Here is a 16833-nt window from a genome sequence, read left to right as displayed (position 1 = left end):
AGTGAACGGACCGTCTGACCAACGGGATGGGACGAACGGTCCGTTCACCCGGGATCCGGTGCGCGGGGAGCCGTCGGTGCCAGGAGCGGCGAGGGCATCGAGTGAACGGCCCGTTCGTCCAAGCGGATGGGACGAACAGGCCGTTCACCCGCGGTCATGGCGAGGCCGGCCTCGGGCGGAGGAGGGACGAGGAACGCGCAGCGAACGGCCCGTTCGTCCAACCGGACCGGACGAACGGTCCGTTCACCACGGGCTCAGAGCGCGGCCAGCTCGGCGCGCTCCCCGTCGTGCTCGTCGAGGACCCGCTCGGCCAGCGCGCGCATCTGCGCGGCGGAACCTTCCTGCATCTCGGCCTGGGCGAGCTGCTCGGAGCAGCCGTAGAGCTCGGAGACCGCCTGCTTGAACGGGGCGGTGAACTCGGTGCCGCGCGCCGTGCGCAACCGCTCCACCAAGTCGGGGTGCGGGAGCCCGGACTGCTCGTCGTCCTCGGTGACGAGGTCTTCGGGGGCGCTGCCGGACGGGGCGCCTTCGACGGCGGTGAGCCAAGCGGTCAGCTCGTCGGCCTCGGCCTGCCGCTCCGGTGCGATGCGCTCGGCGAACCGGGCGGCCCGCGGGTCGCCGGACTCGCGGGCCAGCGAACTGATCTCCAGCAGCAGCTGGTGGTGGGCGAGCAACCGGCGGGCGAACTCCTGGTCGGTGCCGGTGTGCGAGGCGTCCTCGGGTTCCTCGACGCCGGGGTCCTCGTCGTCCGACACCTCGTCCCCGTCGGTCGCGTCGTCCTCGACGGGACGCGGCGCGGCGGGCGCGGGCGGTGGGGGAGCGGGCTGTTCCGCGGGGCCGCAGCCGGTGAGCACGAGTCCGCAGGTCAGCGCGGCCCCGGCGAGCACCCGCAGCCGGGCTCGCGGCGCGGACGGCCCCGGCCGGTCGCGCGGCCGCGACCTGGGGGAACGATCGAACGAGGTTCGCTGCACGTCCGCCCTCTCCCGAGCTGGTGATCGTCTCCGGCCGGTCGGCGGCCGGGCTGTCGGGCTCCAGGCTAACGATCGGGGAGCCCCCTGCCGCCAGGGTGCGCCGACGTCGTGTCCGACGCGCGGTGTCGCCTGCCTCTCACCGCAGGTGACCTTGCGCGAAGCGATGACTAGGGTGGCTACGGCCCGGCCGCAGGAGCACGCGGCGGCCGGACTACTATCCGCAGACGGCAGCGATCGTGCCGGGCGCAGGCCACCTGATTCCTGGGCGCGTCGCAGCCGACGCGCCGACCCGACCGGGTCGGGCGGTCCCGCCAGCGGGTCCGCGCAATCACGAGGAACAGTGCAGGAGGCACCGTGACGGCCGTCGCGCCACAGCCGATAGCCACGCGCCCCTATCCGGCGCGCCAAACGGTCAAGGGGTCGTTCCTGGCGCGGATGTTCCGCACCACCGACCACAAGCAGATCGGCATCCTCTACCTCGTCACCTCGATCGCGTTCTTCATCGTGGGCGGGTTGATGGCGATGCTGATCCGCGGGGAGCTGGCCGTTCCCGGGATGCAGTTCCTGTCCCAGGAGCAGTACAACCAGCTGTTCACGATGCACGGCACGATCATGCTGCTGCTGTACGCGACGCCGATCCTGTTCGGCTTCGCGAACTACATCCTGCCGCTGCAGATCGGTTCGCCGGACGTCGCGTTCCCGCGGCTGAACGCGTTCGGCTACTGGCTCTACCTGTTCGGTGGGCTGGTCGTCGTCAGCGGGTTCCTGCTGCCGGGCGGTGCCGCGGACTTCGGCTGGTTCGCCTACACCCCGCTCTCGGACGCCCTGCACTCGCCGGGCCACGGCGCGGACTTCTGGGTCGCCGGGCTGGCCGTCTCCGGTCTGGGCACCATCCTCGGTGCGGTCAACATGATCACCACCGTGGTCTGCTTGCGCGCACCGGGCATGACGATGTGGCGGATGCCCATCTTCACCTGGAACATCCTGGTCACCAGCGTGCTGATCCTGATGGCGTTCCCGATCCTGACCGCGGCCCTGATGGGTCTGCTGGCGGACCGGCAGCTGGGCGCGCACGTGTTCGACCCCGCCAACGGCGGCGTCATCCTGTGGCAGCACCTGTTCTGGTTCTTCGGGCACCCGGAGGTCTACATCGTGGCGCTGCCGTTCTTCGGCATCGTCTCGGAGATCTTCCCGGTGTTCAGCCGCAAGCCGCTGTTCGGCTACACCGGCCTGGTGTACGCGACGCTGGGCATCGCGGCGCTGTCGGTCGTGGTGTGGGCGCACCACATGTACGCGACCGGCGCGGTGCTGCTGCCGTTCTTCTCGTTCACCACGTTCCTCATCGCCATCCCGACCGGCATGAAGTTCTTCAACTGGATCGGCACCATGTGGCGCGGCCAGCTGACCTTCGAAACGCCGATGATCTTCAGCGTCGGGTTCCTGGTGACGTTCCTGTTCGGCGGTCTGACCGGCGTGCTGCTGGCCGCCCCGCCGATCGACTTCCACGTCTCGGACACGTACTTCGTGGTGGCGCACTTCCACTACGTGCTCTACGGCACCATCGTGTTCGCGACCTTCGCCGGGATCTACTTCTGGTTCCCGAAGATGACCGGCCGCATGATGGACGAGCGCCTCGGCAAGCTGCACTTCTGGCTGACGTTCATCGGCTTCCACACCACGTTCCTGGTGCAGCACTGGCTGGGCAACGAGGGCATGGTCCGGCGGTACGCGGACTACCTGGAATCCGACGGCTTCACCGCGCTGAACACGCTGTCCACCGTGGGTGCGTTCATCCTCGGTGCCTCGATGCTGCCGTTCCTGTGGAACGTGTTCAAGAGCTACCGGTACGGCGAGATCGTCGACGTCGACGACCCGTGGGGCTACGGCAACTCCCTGGAGTGGGCCACGTCCTGCCCGCCGCCGCGGCACAACTTCACCGAGCTGCCCCGGATCCGGTCCGAGCGCCCGGCGTTCGAGCTGCACTACCCGCACGTCGCGGAGCGGATGCGCCTCGAAGCGCACGTCGGCCTCACCGGCAAGCCGCTGGCGCACGCCGCGCCCTCGGAGAAGGCCGCCCAGGCCGTCACGCCGCCCGAGCAGGGCGGGGACCGCGACGCCAGGGAGAAGTGACCGCACCCACCGGCGGCACCGCGGGAGCGCAACGTGACGTGCGCGCTACCGCCGCACCGCACCGCTGTGCCAAGGTGAGTCGGCTCTGAAGTACGAGCCCCGGCAGACCCCAGGTCTGCCGGGGTTTCTCGTGTTCCCGACCGGAAAGGAGTGCCGGCAGCCGTGAGCACGCCGAAACCCACCACCGTGCTGATCACCGTGACCGGGCAGGACAAGCCGGGGGTCACCTCCGTGCTGTTCGCCGCCCTCACCGCGCACGGGGTGGACATCGTCGACGTCGAACAGGTCGTCATCCACGACCGGCTGGTGCTCGGCGTGCTGGTCTCCACCGACGGCGACGCCGAACACCTCCAGGAAGCCGTCGAGCAGGCCATGGCCACCGTCGGCATGGCCGTGGACGTGCTGATCGGCGCGCCCGACGGCGACCCGGCGAAGCGGGCCGCCACGCACGTCGTCGTCGTGCTCGGGCACCCGGTGTCCGCCCGCAGCTTCACCGAGGTCGCGCGCCGACTCGCCGCGATGAACGTCAACATCGACTCCATCCGCCGCGTCGCCGACTACCCGGTCACCGGGCTCGAACTGCAGGTCACCGCCCCCGACTCCAGCGACGAGATGGGGGCGCTGCTCACCTCCGAGATGGGCGACCTGTCCGCCGGGCTCGGCGTGGACGTGGCCGTCGAGCGCGCCGGGCTGACCCGGCGGGCCAAGCGGCTCGTCGTGTTCGACGTGGACTCCACGCTCATCCAGGGCGAGGTCATCGAGATGCTCGCCGCCAAGGCCGGCTGCGAAGAAGCGGTCCGCGAGGTCACCGAGCGCGCCATGCGCGGCGAACTGGACTTCGCCGAGTCGCTGCGGGAGCGCGTCGCCGTGCTCGAAGGGCTGCCCGCCACCGTGCTCGACGAGGTCGCCGCCGACCTCGAACTCACCCCCGGCGCGCGCACCACCGTGCGCACCCTGCGCAGGCTCGGGTTCCACACCGGCGTCGTCTCCGGCGGGTTCACCCAGATCATCGACCACCTCGTCGCCGAGCTCGGGCTGGACTTCAGCGCCGCCAACGAGCTGGAGGTCGTCGACGGCAAGCTCACCGGCCGCGTCATCGGCGAGATCGTCGACCGGCCCGGCAAGGCCCGTGCGCTGCGCCGGTTCGCCGCCGAGTTCGGCGTGCCGTCCGGGCAGTGCGTCGCCGTCGGCGACGGCGCCAACGACATCGACATGCTCTCCGCCGCCGGGCTCGGCGTCGCGTTCAACGCGAAACCCGCGCTGCGCGAGGTGGCCGACACCGCGCTGTCCCACCCGTTCCTCGACGCGATCCTGTTCGTGCTCGGCGTGACCCGCGCCGAAGTGGAACTCGCCGACGCCGAGGACGGCGTGCTGCGGCGCGTTCCGCTCGAAGCGTGACCCGGAACCCCGTCCGCGTCGCGGTCGTTGACGGGTGGAGATCACGAGTCGAACGGAGATGACCGACGTGGACGAGGTGTCCTTGCGCATCGAGGCGGCCCCGGAGAAGGTCTGGGACCTGCTCGCCGACATCACCCGGATGCCGGAGTGGAGTCCGGACCTGTGGCGCTGCAGCTGGCGCGGGAAGGTGCGGGAACCCGTCGCCGGGGCCAGGTTCATCGGCTTCAACAAGACCGGTTTCCCGACGCCGAACGTCATCGAGAGCGCCGAACGCGGCCGCGAGTTCTCCTTCCGCACCACCGCGCACGACACCGTGTGGCGCTACCTGCTCACCCCGGACGGGGACGGCACCGTGGTGACCGAGCAGCGCGACACCTCGAAGAGCAAGAAGTTCGTGGTGAACACGCTCAACCGGCTGGCCGGGGGCGAGGAGAAGCTCGCCGCCTCGTTCCGGGGCGGGATGGAGAAGACGCTGCAACGGCTCAAGGCCACCGCGGAGGCGTGAGCCCGGAGCCGGTGGACCGTTCGCCCCGCACGAACGGTCCGCCCGCGCCGCCGGCCGCCGCGGAATGAGAGATCCGTCGCCACCGCCGCGGCCCGGGAGCAGGGGACAATCGGGGGGTGCCCGACGTGCTCGACCCCCTGCTCACCCGCTACGCCTCCTGGCTGGCGATGCCCACCGAAGCGACCGCGGACACCTCCGACGAGGACCCGGACGAGGTCGTGCTGATGCCGATGGTGCTGCGCATCGAACGCGGCACCCCGCCCGGCCGCACCGCGCTGCTGGAGGCGGCGGCCTCCGCCGCGCTCGCGGTGTGCCTGGACGAGCGGGCCGAGCCCGGCGGGGAGTGGCACGAGCAGCTGCACCGCTGGACCTCCGGCCGCATCCGCAAGGTGTCCCGGCGGGCCCGCGGCGCGCACTGGGCCGCCGTGCAGGACCTCCCCGGCCGCACCGTCGAGGTGGACGGCGCCGAGGTGCGGGCGTTCCTGCCCTCGCGCGTCGCCGACATGCCGAAGGAGCTCACCCGGCTGCAGATCTCCGGCAGCGAACTCGACGCCGACGAACCGGGCCCGCCGCGCCCGGACGCGCCGGTGCTGTGGCTGAACCCGCACGTGCCGATGAGCGCGGGCAAGTCCGCCGCGCAGGTCGGGCACGCCACCATGTTCCTCGCCGCGCTGCTGCACGGCGAAGGCCGCGCCCACGAGGTGGCACGCTGGTCGGCGGCCGGCCTGCCCTGCTCGGTGCGGACCGCGGACCCGGCGACCTGGGCGCGGCTGCTGCCCGGTGACGACGCGGAGACGGCGTGGCGCCGCGACGGCGTGGCCGCGGTCCGCGACGCCGGGTTCACCGAGGTCGACCCGGGCACCGTGACCGTCCTCGGGCAGTGGCGCTGACGGTTCCCGCGGCGCGGGTCCGCGCCGGTCACCGGGGCGCCGCGCCGAACGTAGTCCGCGTGCTCGACCTTCGGGATTCCCCTGTGCCGCAACGGTTCCGCTCCTGGTCCTTGGGCGCTCGACCGAACGCTTGCTAGGGTCGATACCCCACCAGGCTCCTTCCACGCGACGACGCGGGAGAGGGGAAGTCCGTTGCGCCACGGCATCGTGCTGTTCACCAGCGATCGCGGGATCACCCCGGGCCAGGCCGCGCAGGCGGCCGAGCAGGCCGGGTTCGACACCTTCTACGTCCCCGAGCACACCCACATCCCGATCAAGCGCACCGCCGCGCACCCCGGCACCGGCGGCGCCGACCTGCCCGACGACCGCTACCTGCGCACCCTGGACCCGTGGGTGAGCCTGAGCTCGGCCGCCGCGCTCACCACCCGGATCGAGCTGGCCACGGCGGTGGCGCTGCCCGTCGAATCCGACCCCATCGCGCTCGCCAAGACGATCGCCTCGCTCGACCTGCTCTCCGGCGGCCGGGTCGTGCTGGGAGCCGGGTTCGGCTGGAACACCGACGAGCTCGCCGACCACCAGGTGCCCGCGCACCGGCGCCGGACCGCGCTGCGCGAGCACCTGGAGGCGATGCGCGCGCTGTGGACCGAGGAGGAGGCCGAGTACTCCGGCGAGTTCGTGCGCTTCGGGCCGTCCTGGGCCTACCCGAAACCGTCCCGCATCCCGGTGCTGATCGGGGCGGGCGCCGGGCCGAAGACCTTCGCGTGGATCGCCGCGCACGCCGACGGCTGGATCACCACCCCCGCCGACACCGACGTGCCCGGCGGTGCGGACCGGTTGCGGACGGCCTGGGCCGAGGCGGGCCGGGCGGGCGCACCGGAGATCCGCGTGCTGGCCACCCGGAAGCCCACGCCGGACCTGCTCGCGGAATGGGCCGACTGCGGTGTCGCGGAAGCGATCTGGGGACTGCCCGACGCGCCCGCCGACGACGTGCGGAGCTACTTGGCGCGGCACGCCGAACGGCTCGGCATCGGGCGGTCCTGACCCGTTCGAGCAGCGCCCCGGCGCTTCGGTGAGGGTTCTCCCGTCGAACGCCGAGCGACGCGCCCGCGGACGCGCCGGAGGCGCTTCACTCGGTGCCCGGCGGCGGAGACCTGCGGAGACCGGCGCGAGGGGGCGGGTGGACCGCCCGCCGGCCGCGTCGATCGCCCCAGGGGGGCGACCGGGGCCGTGGAGCCCGCGGGGCGGGCCCCGCGACCACCGAGGGGAGTGCGGCGAAGCGCTGGGCCGGAATCACCCGGTCCAGCGCTTCGCGTCGCCCGATCAGCGGTGGTGCCGCCGGAACTCACGCCGCCGAACTCCGGGTCGTCGCCGAACATCCGCTCATCGCCGGACTCCCGGTCGCCGCCGATTTCCCGGTCGCCGCCGATTTCCCGGTTGTCGCCGATGTGCCGGTTGTCGCCGGGCTCCCGCTCGTCGCCGACCATCCGATCGCCGCCCGAACGCCCGATGGCCGCCCGATCGCCGCCGACGTCGCGAACGCCGCGCCCGGCTCGTGGCAGCAGCCGAGGGCCTGCCCGTTCCTCCTGCCCTTGGCGGAATCGCGCGCCGAGGGGTTCCCCGGTCCGTCGCCGCGCCTCGCCTCGCTCCCGATCACCTCGTCCGTAGCGTCCGGGGTGAACGTACGAAGCGACCCGAAAGGAACCCCGCATGCGCAAGACGCTGACCACCCTGGCCCTGTGCACCGCCGCCTTCTCCGCGCTCGGCGCGGGTACCGCGCTTGCCGAAGAAGTGGTGATCGGGCACTACGACACCTCCGCCGAGTGCTCCGACGTGCTCATGCAGCACGCCGCCGACGGTGACCCGGGCCCGCTGATGTGCGCGCCGACCACCGACGATCCGGAAGGTCCGACCGACCTCGTGCGCGGCTGAGAACCGGCGCCGGAACAGCCCGGCCTCGCGTCTCCGCACGAATTCCCCCGTCCACGCGGCGGGGGAATTCGTCGGTCAGCGGGCCGGCTCGTCGTCCCCGACTCCGCGCGCGGCGAGGGCTTCACCCAACTCGTCGGAGTGGCGCAGCGTGCGGACCAGGAACGGGACGGCGAACGCGCTCGGCGACCGGTCCGCGTTCCGGGCCCGCTGCGCCTCCCGCGTCTCCGCCGCGATGATCGACAGCGCGGTGACGGCCTGCAAGGTCAACCCCACCAGCAAGCCCACCCGCTCCGGGCGGACCCCGACGCGCCGCAGCGGCGACAACCCGCGCTCCACCGCCGACACCAGGTCGTCGACCCGGGTGGTCAACGTGAACAGGTTCGCCGCCGCGATCGCCGCCAGCAGCCGCAACGTCACCACGCCCGCCTGCTGCGCCCCCAGCGTCCACCACTGCAGGAGGAAGATCACCGCCAGCAGCGGCAGCAGCAGCCGGGACACCTGCCAGCAGCGCCGCGGCGGGATCCGCGCCACCGCGTAGCCCAGCAGCACCCCGGCCACCACCGCGCCCAGCGCCACCGGCGAACCCAGCAGGAAGATCAGCACCGCGAACGCCAGCAGCAGCACGAACTTGACCCCGGCCGGAGTCCGGTGCAGCACGCTCGACCCCGGCTCGTACAGGCCGATCGGGCTCATCCGGCCAGCTCCCGGTAGTGCGCCAGCGCCGCCGCCGGGGCGTCGTCCGCGGCCACCCGGCCCTCGTCGATCACCACCACCCGGTCGAAGCCGTCCAGCAGGTGCAGGTCGTGCGTCACCAGCACCACCTGCTGCGGCAGCTGCTGCAGCAGCTCCACGAAGTGCCGCTTGTTGCGCAGGTCCAGCAGCGTCGTCGGCTCGTCGCACACCAGCACGTCCGGCTCCAGCACCAGCATCGAGCACAGCGCCAGCAGCTGCTTCTGCCCACCGGAGAGCTGGTGCGCCGGGTGCTCCGCGTAGCCGTCGAGGCCGTGCCGGGCCAGCACCTCCGCCGCCCGCCGCTCCCGCTCCGCCTTCGGCACGCCGTGCCTGCGCAGCGAGAACGCGACGTCCTCCCCGGCCGTCGGCATCACGATCTGGCTGTCCGGGTTGGTGAACACGAACCCGACCCGGCGGCGCACCGCCCGGCCCTCCCGCGCCGGATCCAACCCGTCCACCAGCACCCGCCCGCGCGTCGGCGACACCAGCCCGTTGATCATGCGGGCGAGGGTGGACTTGCCGGACCCGTTCGCCCCCACGAACGCGACCCGCTTCTCCGGCAGCCGCAGGTCCACGCCGTCCAGCACCGCGTGCTCGCCGTAGGCGTGCCCGACGCCCTCGAACTCGATCACTCCACTCGCTCCCACACCGTCGCCACGCCCAGCCCGCCACCGGAGGACAGGGCCGCCACCCCGGTGCGCGGCCCGTCCTCGCGCACCATGCGGCTGAACAATCGCACCACCAGGACCGCGCCGGACGCGCCCCAGGGGTGCCCGAGCGCGATGGCGCCGCCGTCCGGGGACACCGCGCGCTCGTCGATCCCGGCCGCATCGGTGCAGGCCAGCACCTGACCGGCGAACGCCTCGGTGAACTCCACCAGCTCCGGAGCGGGCCGGTCGCGCAGCACGTGCCGCAACGCGGGCACCGCGCCCAGGCCCAACCGGTTCGGATCGACCCCGCAGGTGCGCTCGGCCACCAGCCGCAGCCCCGGCACCCCGAGCCGCCGGCGCTCCCGCTCGCTGGTGACCAGCACCGCCGCGGCGCCGTCGCTGATCCCGCACGAGTTCGCCGCCGTCGCGGTGCCGTCCGCCGTGAACGCCGGGCGGAACCGGGCCAGCCGCTCCGGGGTGAAACCGCGCCGCGGCCGCTCGTCCCGCAGCCCGCTGACATCGACCAGCTCCGCATCGAACCGGCCCGCGTCCTGCGCGGCGACCGCGCGCGCGTGGCTGCGCGCCGCGAACTCGTCCTGCCGCCGCCGCGACACGCCCGCCTCCGCCGCCACCAGGTCCGCGGCCGGACCCATGTCCGGATCGCCCAGGTCGGCGGGCGCGAACGGGGCACGCGAGTAGAACCGCGGCGGCTCCCCCGCCGACCGGGGCCGGTGCGCCCGCCACGGCGCCGTCGACGCGCTCTCCACCCCACCGGCCAGGTAGCGCTCCCCGGCGCCGCCGCGCACCAGCGCCGCCGCCGCCACGATCGCGCTCAACCCGCTCGCGCACTGCCGATCCACCGACATGCCCGGCACCTCCAGGCCGAGCCCGGCGCGCAACGCCGCCACCCGCGCCGGATTCCCGCCCGGGCCCAGCACGTTGCCCAGCAGCACGTCGTCCACCGAATCCAAGCCCGAATCCCGCAGCACCGCCGCCAGCACCGGGGCGGCCAGCCGATCCACCTCCCAGTGCTTCAACGCGCCGCCGACCTCGCCGACGGGGCTGCGGCGGGCGGCGATCACCACCGGTTCGCGATCGCTCACGCGGGCACCTCCGCGTCGAGCGCACCGTCCCGCAGCAGCCGCGCCACCTCGGCCCGCGCCGGTTTCCCCGCCGGAGTGCGGGGCAGCTCGGGCAGCACCAGCCACCGCCGCGGGCGCTTCGCCGGCTCCAGACGCCGGGTCGCGTCCCGCAGCCGCGCCCGCGTCGGCGGTGATCCCGGATCGACCTCCAGCACCGCGGTCACCAGCGCGCCCAGCCGCCGATGCGGCGTCCCCGCCACCACCACGTCCAGCACCCCGCCGACCGCGCGCAGCACCGCCTCCACCTCTTCCGCGGCGACCAGGTGCCCGCCCGTGCCGATCACCGACCCGGCGCGACCCAGCACCGTCACCGTGCCGTCCTCGTGGCGCACCGCCCGATCACCCACCCCGCGCCAGCCGGGGGCGGCGGGCACGAGGACACCGCCGCGCAGGTGGCCGTCGCAGACGAGCTCGGACCGCGCCCACAACGCACCCGGCACCTCCGGCGGGAGGGACGCGCCGGACTCGTCGCGCACGTCCACCTCCACCACCGGGCGCAGCCGCGGCTCACCGCGCCGCACCGCCACCAGCGACAGCTCCGCCGCCCCGTAGTACTCCAGCAGCTCGCACCCCGGCAGCACCCGGTGCAGCCGGGCCTCCAGCTCCGCGTCCACCGCCGCACCACCGCACACCACCAGCCGCAGCCGGGGGCGCGGTTCCGGCTCGCGCTCCCACACCGACAGCAGCGCCGCCAGCATCGCGGGCACCACGTGCACCACCGTCGCGTCCCGGCACGCCGCGGCCGCCGCCGTCGCCGACCAGCGGCGCAGCAACCGCAGCGACGCGCCCCCGTGCAGCGCGTGCACGGCGCCGAACAGGAACAGCGAGGAGCTCAACGGGCCCGGCACCAGCACCGCGTCGTCCGGGCCGAGCGGCACGTCCAGCGCCCGGAAGCTCTCCGACCAGGAACGCCGCGACCGCACCAGCACCTTCGGCACCCCGCTGCTGCCCGACGTCGTCGGCAGGTAGAACCAGGTGCGCTCGTCACCCCGCCGCGCGACCGGATCGCCCGGCTCCGGCGCGCCCGAGACCACGACCTCCGGCGCCGCGTCCGCCAGCACCTCGTCCCGCCGCGACCAGTCCGGATCCACCACCAGCGCCGCCGCGCCCGCCAGCTCGGCCCCCAGCAGCCAGCACAACCGGTGCACCGGATCCGGTTCGTCCACCGCGACCCGCCGCACGCCCGCCAGCGCCCGCGCCGCACCGTGCGCGCGACGCCGCAGCTCCGCGCCGTCCGAGGCCACGTCGCCGCAGGTCACCCGCGAGATCAGTGCCGGGAGCATTCAGCGCCGCGCCCCGGCCGGCGACGACGGCAGCGCCCGGTGCACCGCCGCCGCCACCAGCGACACCAGCACCAGCTTCACCGCGTCGCCAGGCACGAACACCAGCGACTGCACGGCCGCCGCACCCAGATCACCCGTGAACGCCGCCCAGTACGGGATGCCGATCAGGTAGTCCGCGGCGATGCCCGCCAGGTTCGCGGCCAGCAGCAGCGGCAACCCGGGCCGCGGCAGTCCGCGCTGCACGATCAGCCCCACCACGACCGCCGAGAGCAACCAGCCGATCACGAACCCGCCGCTCGGGCCCGCGAACGGGGCGATGCCGCCCCGACCACCGGACAGCAGCGGCAGCCCGATCGCCACCAGCGCCAGGAACAGCAGCACCGAGGCGCCCGCCCGGCGCGCCCCCAGGATGCTGCCCGCCAGCAGCGGCCCCATGTTCTGCAGCACCACCGGCACCGCCGCGCCCGCCAGGTACAGGCCGGGGAACAACCCGAGCACGGCGATGAACGCCGCGAACACCACGGTCCTGGCCAGGTCCGCGGCCGGTTCGGTGCGCTGCGCGGGCACGACGCCTCCTCATGAGGATCAGGGGATCGGCGTCAACGTACCCGCAGGCGGGGCCGGGGCGGAAAGACCTGCGCCACATCGTGGACACCCGGCGACCCGTGCACGAGCTCAGCCCGCCGCCGCGTTCAGCCGCGTCAGCGCACCCCGCACCACCTGCGGATCGTGCGTCGTCCAGAACGGGGGCAGCGAAGCCCGTAGGAACCCTCCGTAGCGGGCGGTGGCCAGCCGCGGGTCGAGCACCGCGATGACCCCCCGGTCGTGCGAGGACCGCAGCAGCCGCCCAGCACCCTGCGCCAGCAGCAGCGCCGCGTGCGTGCCCGCCACGGTCAGGAAACCGTTGCCGCCGTGCGCGGAGACCGCCTTCTGCCGCGCCGAGGCCAACGGGTCGTCCGGTCTGGGGAACGGGATCCGGTCCATCACCACGAGCTGCAGCGAATCCCCGGGCACGTCCACCCCCTGCCACAGCGACAAGGTCCCGAACAGGGACGTCGCCGGGTCGGCGGCGAACTTGGCGACGAGCTGCGCCGTGTTGTCCTCGCCCTGGCACAGCACCGGCGTGCCGAGCCGCCCCCGCAGTTCCTCGGACGCCTGCCGCGCGGCCCGCATCGAGGAGAACAACCCGAGGGTGCGGCCCCCGGCGGCCTCGACGAGTTCGGTGAGCTCGTCGAGGTATTCCGGCGGCAACCCGTCCCGCCCGGGCTGCGGCAGGTGCCGGGCGACGTAGAGGATCCCGCTGCGCTGGTGCTCGAACGGCGAGCCGACGTCCAGCCCCGTCCACTTCGGGCCACCGGAGTCGGACGGCACCTCCTTGCCGCTGGCCATGCCCGCGGCGGGGGAGGCCGTGCGCTCGGGCGGCAGCCCCCACTGCCGGGCGAGGGTGTCGAAGGACCCGCCGAGCGCCAGCGTCGCCGAGGTGAGCACCGTCGTGCGCTGCCCGAACAGCCGTTCCCGCAGCAGCCCGCCGACGCCGAGCGGCGCGACCTTCACCGCGGGCACCCGGTTCGGTTCGGCGGCGACCCACACCACGTCGCGGCGCTGCCCCTCCGGCTCGTCGAAGGCGTCGAGCAGCCGCACCGCGTTGTCGTGCACCTCTTCGGTGACGGCGAGCGCGAGCTTGCGGGCGCTGCTGCCGTCCGGGTCCTCCTTGCGCTCCGGCCCGAGCGCGGTGGTGCAGGCGGCCGCGGCGTCGCGCAACGCGGTGAGCGCACCGCCGAGCGCTTCGGGCATCTCCTCCAGCCGCTGCGGCCGGGCGTCGGCGAGGACGATCTCCAGCCCTTCGGCGGCCTCGTCGAGCCGGTCGGCGATGCCCTGGTCGATGGCACGCCCGCAGCGCCGCGCGGCGAGCTTCGCCTGGTTCGCCGACAGCTCGCCGGTCGCGGCGGAGGTGACCCGGTCGACGAGGTCGTGCGCCTCGTCGCCCACGACGACGTCGTGCTCGGGCAGCACCGGCCGGTCGTCGAGGGCGTCGATGGCCAGCAGCGCGTGGTTGGTGACGACGACGTCGGCGCGGCCCGCCTCACCGCGGGCGCGTTCGGCGAAGCAGTCGGTGCCGATGGGGCAGCGGTGCACGCCGAGGCATTCCTTCGCGGTCACCGACAGCTGCCGCCACGCCTGGTCGGTGACGCCGGGCACCAGCTCGTCGCGGTCCCCGGTCTCGGTCTCGGTGGCCCATTCGCGGACCCGTTTGACCTGGCGTTCCAGCGCGGAGGCGGCGAACGGGTCGAACAGCGCGCCCTCCTCCGGTTCGGCTGGAGCGCCGCCCTCGACCCGGTTCAGGCACAGGTAGTTGCGGCGGCCCTTCAAGATCGCGAAGGTCGGCGGTCTGCCGAGCGCGTCGGCGAGCGCCTTCGACAGCCGGGGCAGGTCGCGGTCGACGAGCTGGCGCTGCAGGGCGATCGTGGCCGTCGAGATCACCACGGTGGTGGCGGCGGCGACGGCGTGCCGGATAGCGGGCACCAGGTAGGCCAGCGACTTCCCGGTGCCGGTCCCGGCCTGCACGGCGAGGTGCTCGCCGGAGGCGATGGAGTGCTCGACGGCCGCCGCCATCCGCGACTGGCCCTCGCGTTCGGAGCCGCCGACGGAGCTCACCGCCAGGCCCAGCAGCGTCGCCAGGTCCGGGATCCGCTCCGGTGGTTTCGCCGTGATCGGTTCGTCCCGGCGCTGCTTGCGGCGTTCGGGCGGTCCCTGCGACGCCAGGTCGGCGGCGATCTCGGGTGGGAGCTCGTCATCGTCGTCGAGCGCGAACACGTCCGGATCGGACCACTGCGGAACAGAACCTGGCACGCCCGGCAACGCTACCGGCCACCTCCGACGCCCCGAGCGGGTGCATCGGGCCGTGCACCCGACGTCACGCCACCACCGGGGTCCCCGTGGCGCGCACCCCCGCCGCGCGCAGCTCGTCCAGCGCCGCGTCGACCGTGGCCCGCGCGACGCCCGCCGTCAGGTCCAGCAGCACGGTCGTCGCGAACCCGGCCGCCGCCGCGTCCAACGCCGTCGCCCGCACGCAGTGATCGGTCGCGATGCCCACCACGTCCACCTCGGTGACCCCGCGCTCGGCCAGCCACTCGGCGAGGCCGCGGCCGTCGCCGTCGACGCCCTCGAAACCCGAGTAGCCGTCGTCGAAACGTCCCTTCGAGAACACGGCCCGCACCGGACCCACCTCCAGCTCCGGGTGGAACGCCGCGCCCGCCGTGCCCGCCACGCAGTGCACCGGCCAGGACCGCACGTAGTCCGGCTCCGAGCTGAAGTGGCCGCCCGGGTCCACGTGGTAGTCGCGGGTGGCGACCACGTGCGCGTACTCGGACTCCGCCACGTGCCGGGAGATCGCCGCCGCCACCCCGGCCCCACCGGCCACGGCCAGCGCGCCGCCCTCGCAGAAGTCGAGCTGCACGTCCACGACCAGCAGCGCGCGCACCGCAGCGCTCATGCCGTCTCCTCCGCCTGGAACACCGTCGGGATCGCGGGCTCCCCGCTGGACAACTTCAAGCCCTCCCACGGCAGGCTCACCAAGGCGTGCCGCAGGCGCTCCCGATTGTCCTCCAGCGTCGGCAGGTCCTCGACCCGCTCGCCACCGCGGACCAGCGGGATCGGCACCACCCGGTCGTGCGGGCCCGCCTTCGGGTCCTCGAAACCGCGACCGGTGCGGAACACGACCTCCTCCAGCGCGGTGCCCGTGTCCTTGTGCCTGCGCAGCGCCGACTTCGTGCCGCCGCGGGACTCCTTGTGCGTGCTGCGCTTCGCGACCGGCCGGCCCTCCACGTCGGTCAGCTTGTAGACCATGCCCGCCGTCGGCGCCCCCGAACCGGTGACCAGCGATGTGCCCACCCCGTAGCCGTCCACCGGTTCCGCGCGCAGCGAGGCGATCGCGTACTCGTCCAGATCGCCGGACACGACGATCCGGGTGCCCGTCGCGCCCAGCGAATCCAGCTGCTCCCGCGCCTGCCGCGCCAGCACGCCGACATCACCCGAGTCGATGCGCACCGCGCCCAGCCCCGGACCCGCCACCTCCACCGCCGTCGCGATGCCGCGCGAGATGTCGTAGGTGTCCACCAGGAGTGTCGTGTCCGCGCCAAGTGCGGCGATCTGCGACTCGAACGCGGCACGCTCGGAGTCGTGCAGCAACGTGAACGAATGCGCCGAGGTGCCCGCCGTCGGGATCCGGTAGCGGCGGCCCGCCTCCAGGTTCGAGGTCGCGGTGAACCCGGCCAGGTAGGCGGCGCGGGCCGCGGCCACCGCCGACTCCTCGTGGGTGCGGCGCGACCCCATCTCGATGATCCGCCTGCCGTTGGCCGCCGACACCATCCGCGCGGCCGCCGCGGCGATCGCGCTGTCGTGGTTCATGATCGACAGGATGACGGTCTCCAGGATGACCGCCTCGGCGAACGTGCCGCGCACCGTCAGCAGCGGCGAACCCGGGAAGTACAGCTCCCCTTCCGGGTAACCGTCCACGTCGCCGCGGAACCGGTAGTCGCGCAACCACGAGAGGGTGGTCTCATCGACCACATGATCCTCGGCAAGGCGCTCCAGCTCGGCTTCGTCGAAGCGGAAGTTCTCGATCGCCTCCAGCACCCGCTCCGTGCCGCCGACCACGCCGTAGCGGCGACCGTCCGGCAACCGCCGGGTGAACGCCTCGAACACGCACCGGCGCTCCGCGGTCCCATCCCGCAAGGCGCTGGCCAGCATGGTCAGCTCGTAATGATCTGTGCGCAACGCGGTACTGGCAGCGGCCGTCATGGATCAGAGGTTACGTGGCCGCGACCGCCCGCCCCCTCCGCAGGTCGTGCCCGAATTGACCGTGCGGTCGACATGCGCTCCGTGCCCGCGTGCGAACATGGGGACATGACCTCGCCCGCTGAACTGGAGCGCGCGCAACTGGAACCGGCTGAACTCGGAGACGAGGACAAGCCGTGGGTCACCGTGGTCTGGAACGACCCGGTGAACCTGATGTCCTACGTGACCTACGTTCTGCAGAAGATCTTCGGTTACAGCCGGGACCACGCGACCAAGCTCATGCTCGACGTCCACAACAAGGGCCGGGCCGCCGTGTCCTCGGGCGCCAAGGAGAAGGTCGAGGGCGACGTCGCGAAACTGCACGCCGCAGGCCTGTGGGCCACGATGCAGAAAGACTCGTGATCAC

General features: G+C 73.5%; 16 protein-coding genes. 7 read left to right on the top strand and 9 right to left on the bottom strand.

What is annotated here, in order from left to right:
* Positions 1 to 254: 254 nt before the first annotated feature.
* On the bottom strand, positions 255 to 971 hold the full coding sequence (locus LCD33_RS29405) for a DUF305 domain-containing protein (RefSeq protein ID WP_224977957.1): 717 nt from the start codon (positions 969 to 971) through the stop codon (positions 255 to 257).
* Positions 972 to 1325: 354 nt separating this feature from the next.
* Here LCD33_RS29405 and ctaD point away from each other — a divergent pair, with 354 nt between their 5' ends.
* The 6 genes from ctaD (at position 1326) to LCD33_RS14880 (ending at position 7823) form a co-directional block, all read left to right on the top strand.
* Positions 1326 to 3101 (top strand): cytochrome c oxidase subunit I, encoded by a 1776-nt coding sequence (ctaD, locus tag LCD33_RS14905; protein ID WP_224959013.1) that lies wholly within the window; start codon positions 1326 to 1328, stop codon positions 3099 to 3101.
* A 162-nt stretch (positions 3102 to 3263) separates the two neighbouring features.
* Complete coding sequence (serB, locus tag LCD33_RS14900; protein WP_224959014.1) at positions 3264 to 4499, top strand: phosphoserine phosphatase SerB; 1236 nt, start codon at positions 3264 to 3266, stop codon at positions 4497 to 4499.
* Positions 4500 to 4557: 58 nt separating this feature from the next.
* On the top strand, positions 4558 to 5004 hold the full coding sequence (locus LCD33_RS14895) for an SRPBCC family protein (RefSeq protein ID WP_224959016.1): 447 nt from the start codon (positions 4558 to 4560) through the stop codon (positions 5002 to 5004).
* A gap of 116 nt (positions 5005 to 5120) precedes the next feature.
* A complete protein-coding gene (locus LCD33_RS14890; protein WP_224959017.1) occupies positions 5121 to 5894 on the top strand; it encodes a peptidyl-tRNA hydrolase in 774 nt (257 codons plus the stop codon).
* 192 nt (positions 5895 to 6086) lie between these two features.
* The gene (locus LCD33_RS14885; RefSeq protein WP_224959018.1) at positions 6087 to 6935 is read left to right on the top strand and encodes a TIGR03619 family F420-dependent LLM class oxidoreductase; all 849 of its coding nucleotides are present in this window, start codon (positions 6087 to 6089) and stop codon (positions 6933 to 6935) included.
* Between the two features lie 666 nt (positions 6936 to 7601).
* Positions 7602 to 7823, top strand: a complete 222-nt coding sequence (locus tag LCD33_RS14880) for a hypothetical protein (protein ID WP_224959020.1) — start codon at positions 7602 to 7604, stop codon at positions 7821 to 7823.
* Positions 7824 to 7898: 75 nt separating this feature from the next.
* Here the strand turns inward: LCD33_RS14880 and LCD33_RS14875 are convergent, their stop codons facing one another.
* The 8 genes from LCD33_RS14875 to LCD33_RS14840 all read right to left on the bottom strand — a co-directional run bounded on the left by LCD33_RS14875 (position 7899) and on the right by LCD33_RS14840 (position 16430).
* A complete protein-coding gene (locus LCD33_RS14875; RefSeq protein WP_224959021.1) occupies positions 7899 to 8516 on the bottom strand; it encodes an energy-coupling factor transporter transmembrane protein EcfT in 618 nt (205 codons plus the stop codon).
* On the bottom strand, positions 8513 to 9187 hold the full coding sequence (locus LCD33_RS14870) for an energy-coupling factor ABC transporter ATP-binding protein (RefSeq protein ID WP_224959022.1): 675 nt from the start codon (positions 9185 to 9187) through the stop codon (positions 8513 to 8515). The genes LCD33_RS14875 and LCD33_RS14870 overlap by 4 nt, the downstream gene beginning before the upstream one ends.
* Positions 9184 to 10308 carry a thiolase family protein gene (locus tag LCD33_RS14865; protein ID WP_224959023.1) on the bottom strand — a complete coding sequence of 375 codons (1125 nt, stop codon included), beginning with the start codon at positions 10306 to 10308 and terminating at the stop codon, positions 9184 to 9186. Before LCD33_RS14865 ends, LCD33_RS14870 begins: the two co-directional genes overlap by 4 nt.
* Complete coding sequence (locus tag LCD33_RS14860; RefSeq protein WP_224977956.1) at positions 10305 to 11630, bottom strand: class I adenylate-forming enzyme family protein; 1326 nt, start codon at positions 11628 to 11630, stop codon at positions 10305 to 10307. Before LCD33_RS14860 ends, LCD33_RS14865 begins: the two co-directional genes overlap by 4 nt.
* On the bottom strand, positions 11631 to 12197 hold the full coding sequence (locus LCD33_RS14855; RefSeq protein ID WP_224959024.1) for a biotin transporter BioY: 567 nt from the start codon (positions 12195 to 12197) through the stop codon (positions 11631 to 11633). It lies immediately after the preceding gene.
* 108 nt (positions 12198 to 12305) lie between these two features.
* Complete coding sequence (locus tag LCD33_RS14850; RefSeq protein ID WP_374228486.1) at positions 12306 to 14342, bottom strand: ATP-dependent DNA helicase; 2037 nt, start codon at positions 14340 to 14342, stop codon at positions 12306 to 12308.
* 202 nt (positions 14343 to 14544) lie between these two features.
* Positions 14545 to 15123, bottom strand: coding sequence for an isochorismatase family protein (locus LCD33_RS14845; protein WP_255615171.1), 579 nt, complete (start codon positions 15121 to 15123; stop codon positions 14545 to 14547).
* On the bottom strand, positions 15120 to 16430 hold the full coding sequence (locus LCD33_RS14840) for a nicotinate phosphoribosyltransferase (protein ID WP_224959025.1): 1311 nt from the start codon (positions 16428 to 16430) through the stop codon (positions 15120 to 15122). The genes LCD33_RS14845 and LCD33_RS14840 overlap by 4 nt, the downstream gene beginning before the upstream one ends.
* Before the next feature lie 105 nt (positions 16431 to 16535).
* Here LCD33_RS14840 and clpS point away from each other — a divergent pair, with 105 nt between their 5' ends.
* Positions 16536 to 16829 carry an ATP-dependent Clp protease adapter ClpS gene (gene clpS / locus LCD33_RS14835; RefSeq protein WP_184477241.1) on the top strand — a complete coding sequence of 98 codons (294 nt, stop codon included), beginning with the start codon at positions 16536 to 16538 and terminating at the stop codon, positions 16827 to 16829.
* Positions 16830 to 16833: the final 4 nt, after the last annotated feature.

Source organism: Saccharopolyspora sp. 7B (assembly GCF_020177435.1).
Lineage (GTDB): Bacteria > Actinomycetota > Actinomycetes > Mycobacteriales > Pseudonocardiaceae > Saccharopolyspora_C > Saccharopolyspora_C gregorii.
Note: the sequence above shows the minus strand (reverse complement) of the source record. Positions and strands in the feature narration are given on the sequence as shown.

Bases quoted from the DNA above. Each gene is read 5' to 3' on its own strand.
- LCD33_RS14840 (WP_224959025.1), bottom strand. From the start codon at position 16,430: ATGACGGCCGCTGCCAGTACCGCGTTGCGCACAGATCATTACGAGCTG.
- LCD33_RS14880 (WP_224959020.1), top strand. From the start codon at position 7,602: ATGCGCAAGACGCTGACCACCCTGGCCCTGTGCACCGCCGCCTTCTCC.
- LCD33_RS14860 (WP_224977956.1), bottom strand. From the start codon at position 11,630: ATGCTCCCGGCACTGATCTCGCGGGTGACCTGCGGCGACGTGGCCTCG.
- LCD33_RS14845 (WP_255615171.1), bottom strand. From the start codon at position 15,123: ATGAGCGCTGCGGTGCGCGCGCTGCTGGTCGTGGACGTGCAGCTCGAC.
- LCD33_RS14895 (WP_224959016.1), top strand. From the start codon at position 4,558: ATGACCGACGTGGACGAGGTGTCCTTGCGCATCGAGGCGGCCCCGGAG.
- clpS (WP_184477241.1), top strand. From the start codon at position 16,536: ATGACCTCGCCCGCTGAACTGGAGCGCGCGCAACTGGAACCGGCTGAA.
- LCD33_RS14875 (WP_224959021.1), bottom strand. From the start codon at position 8,516: ATGAGCCCGATCGGCCTGTACGAGCCGGGGTCGAGCGTGCTGCACCGG.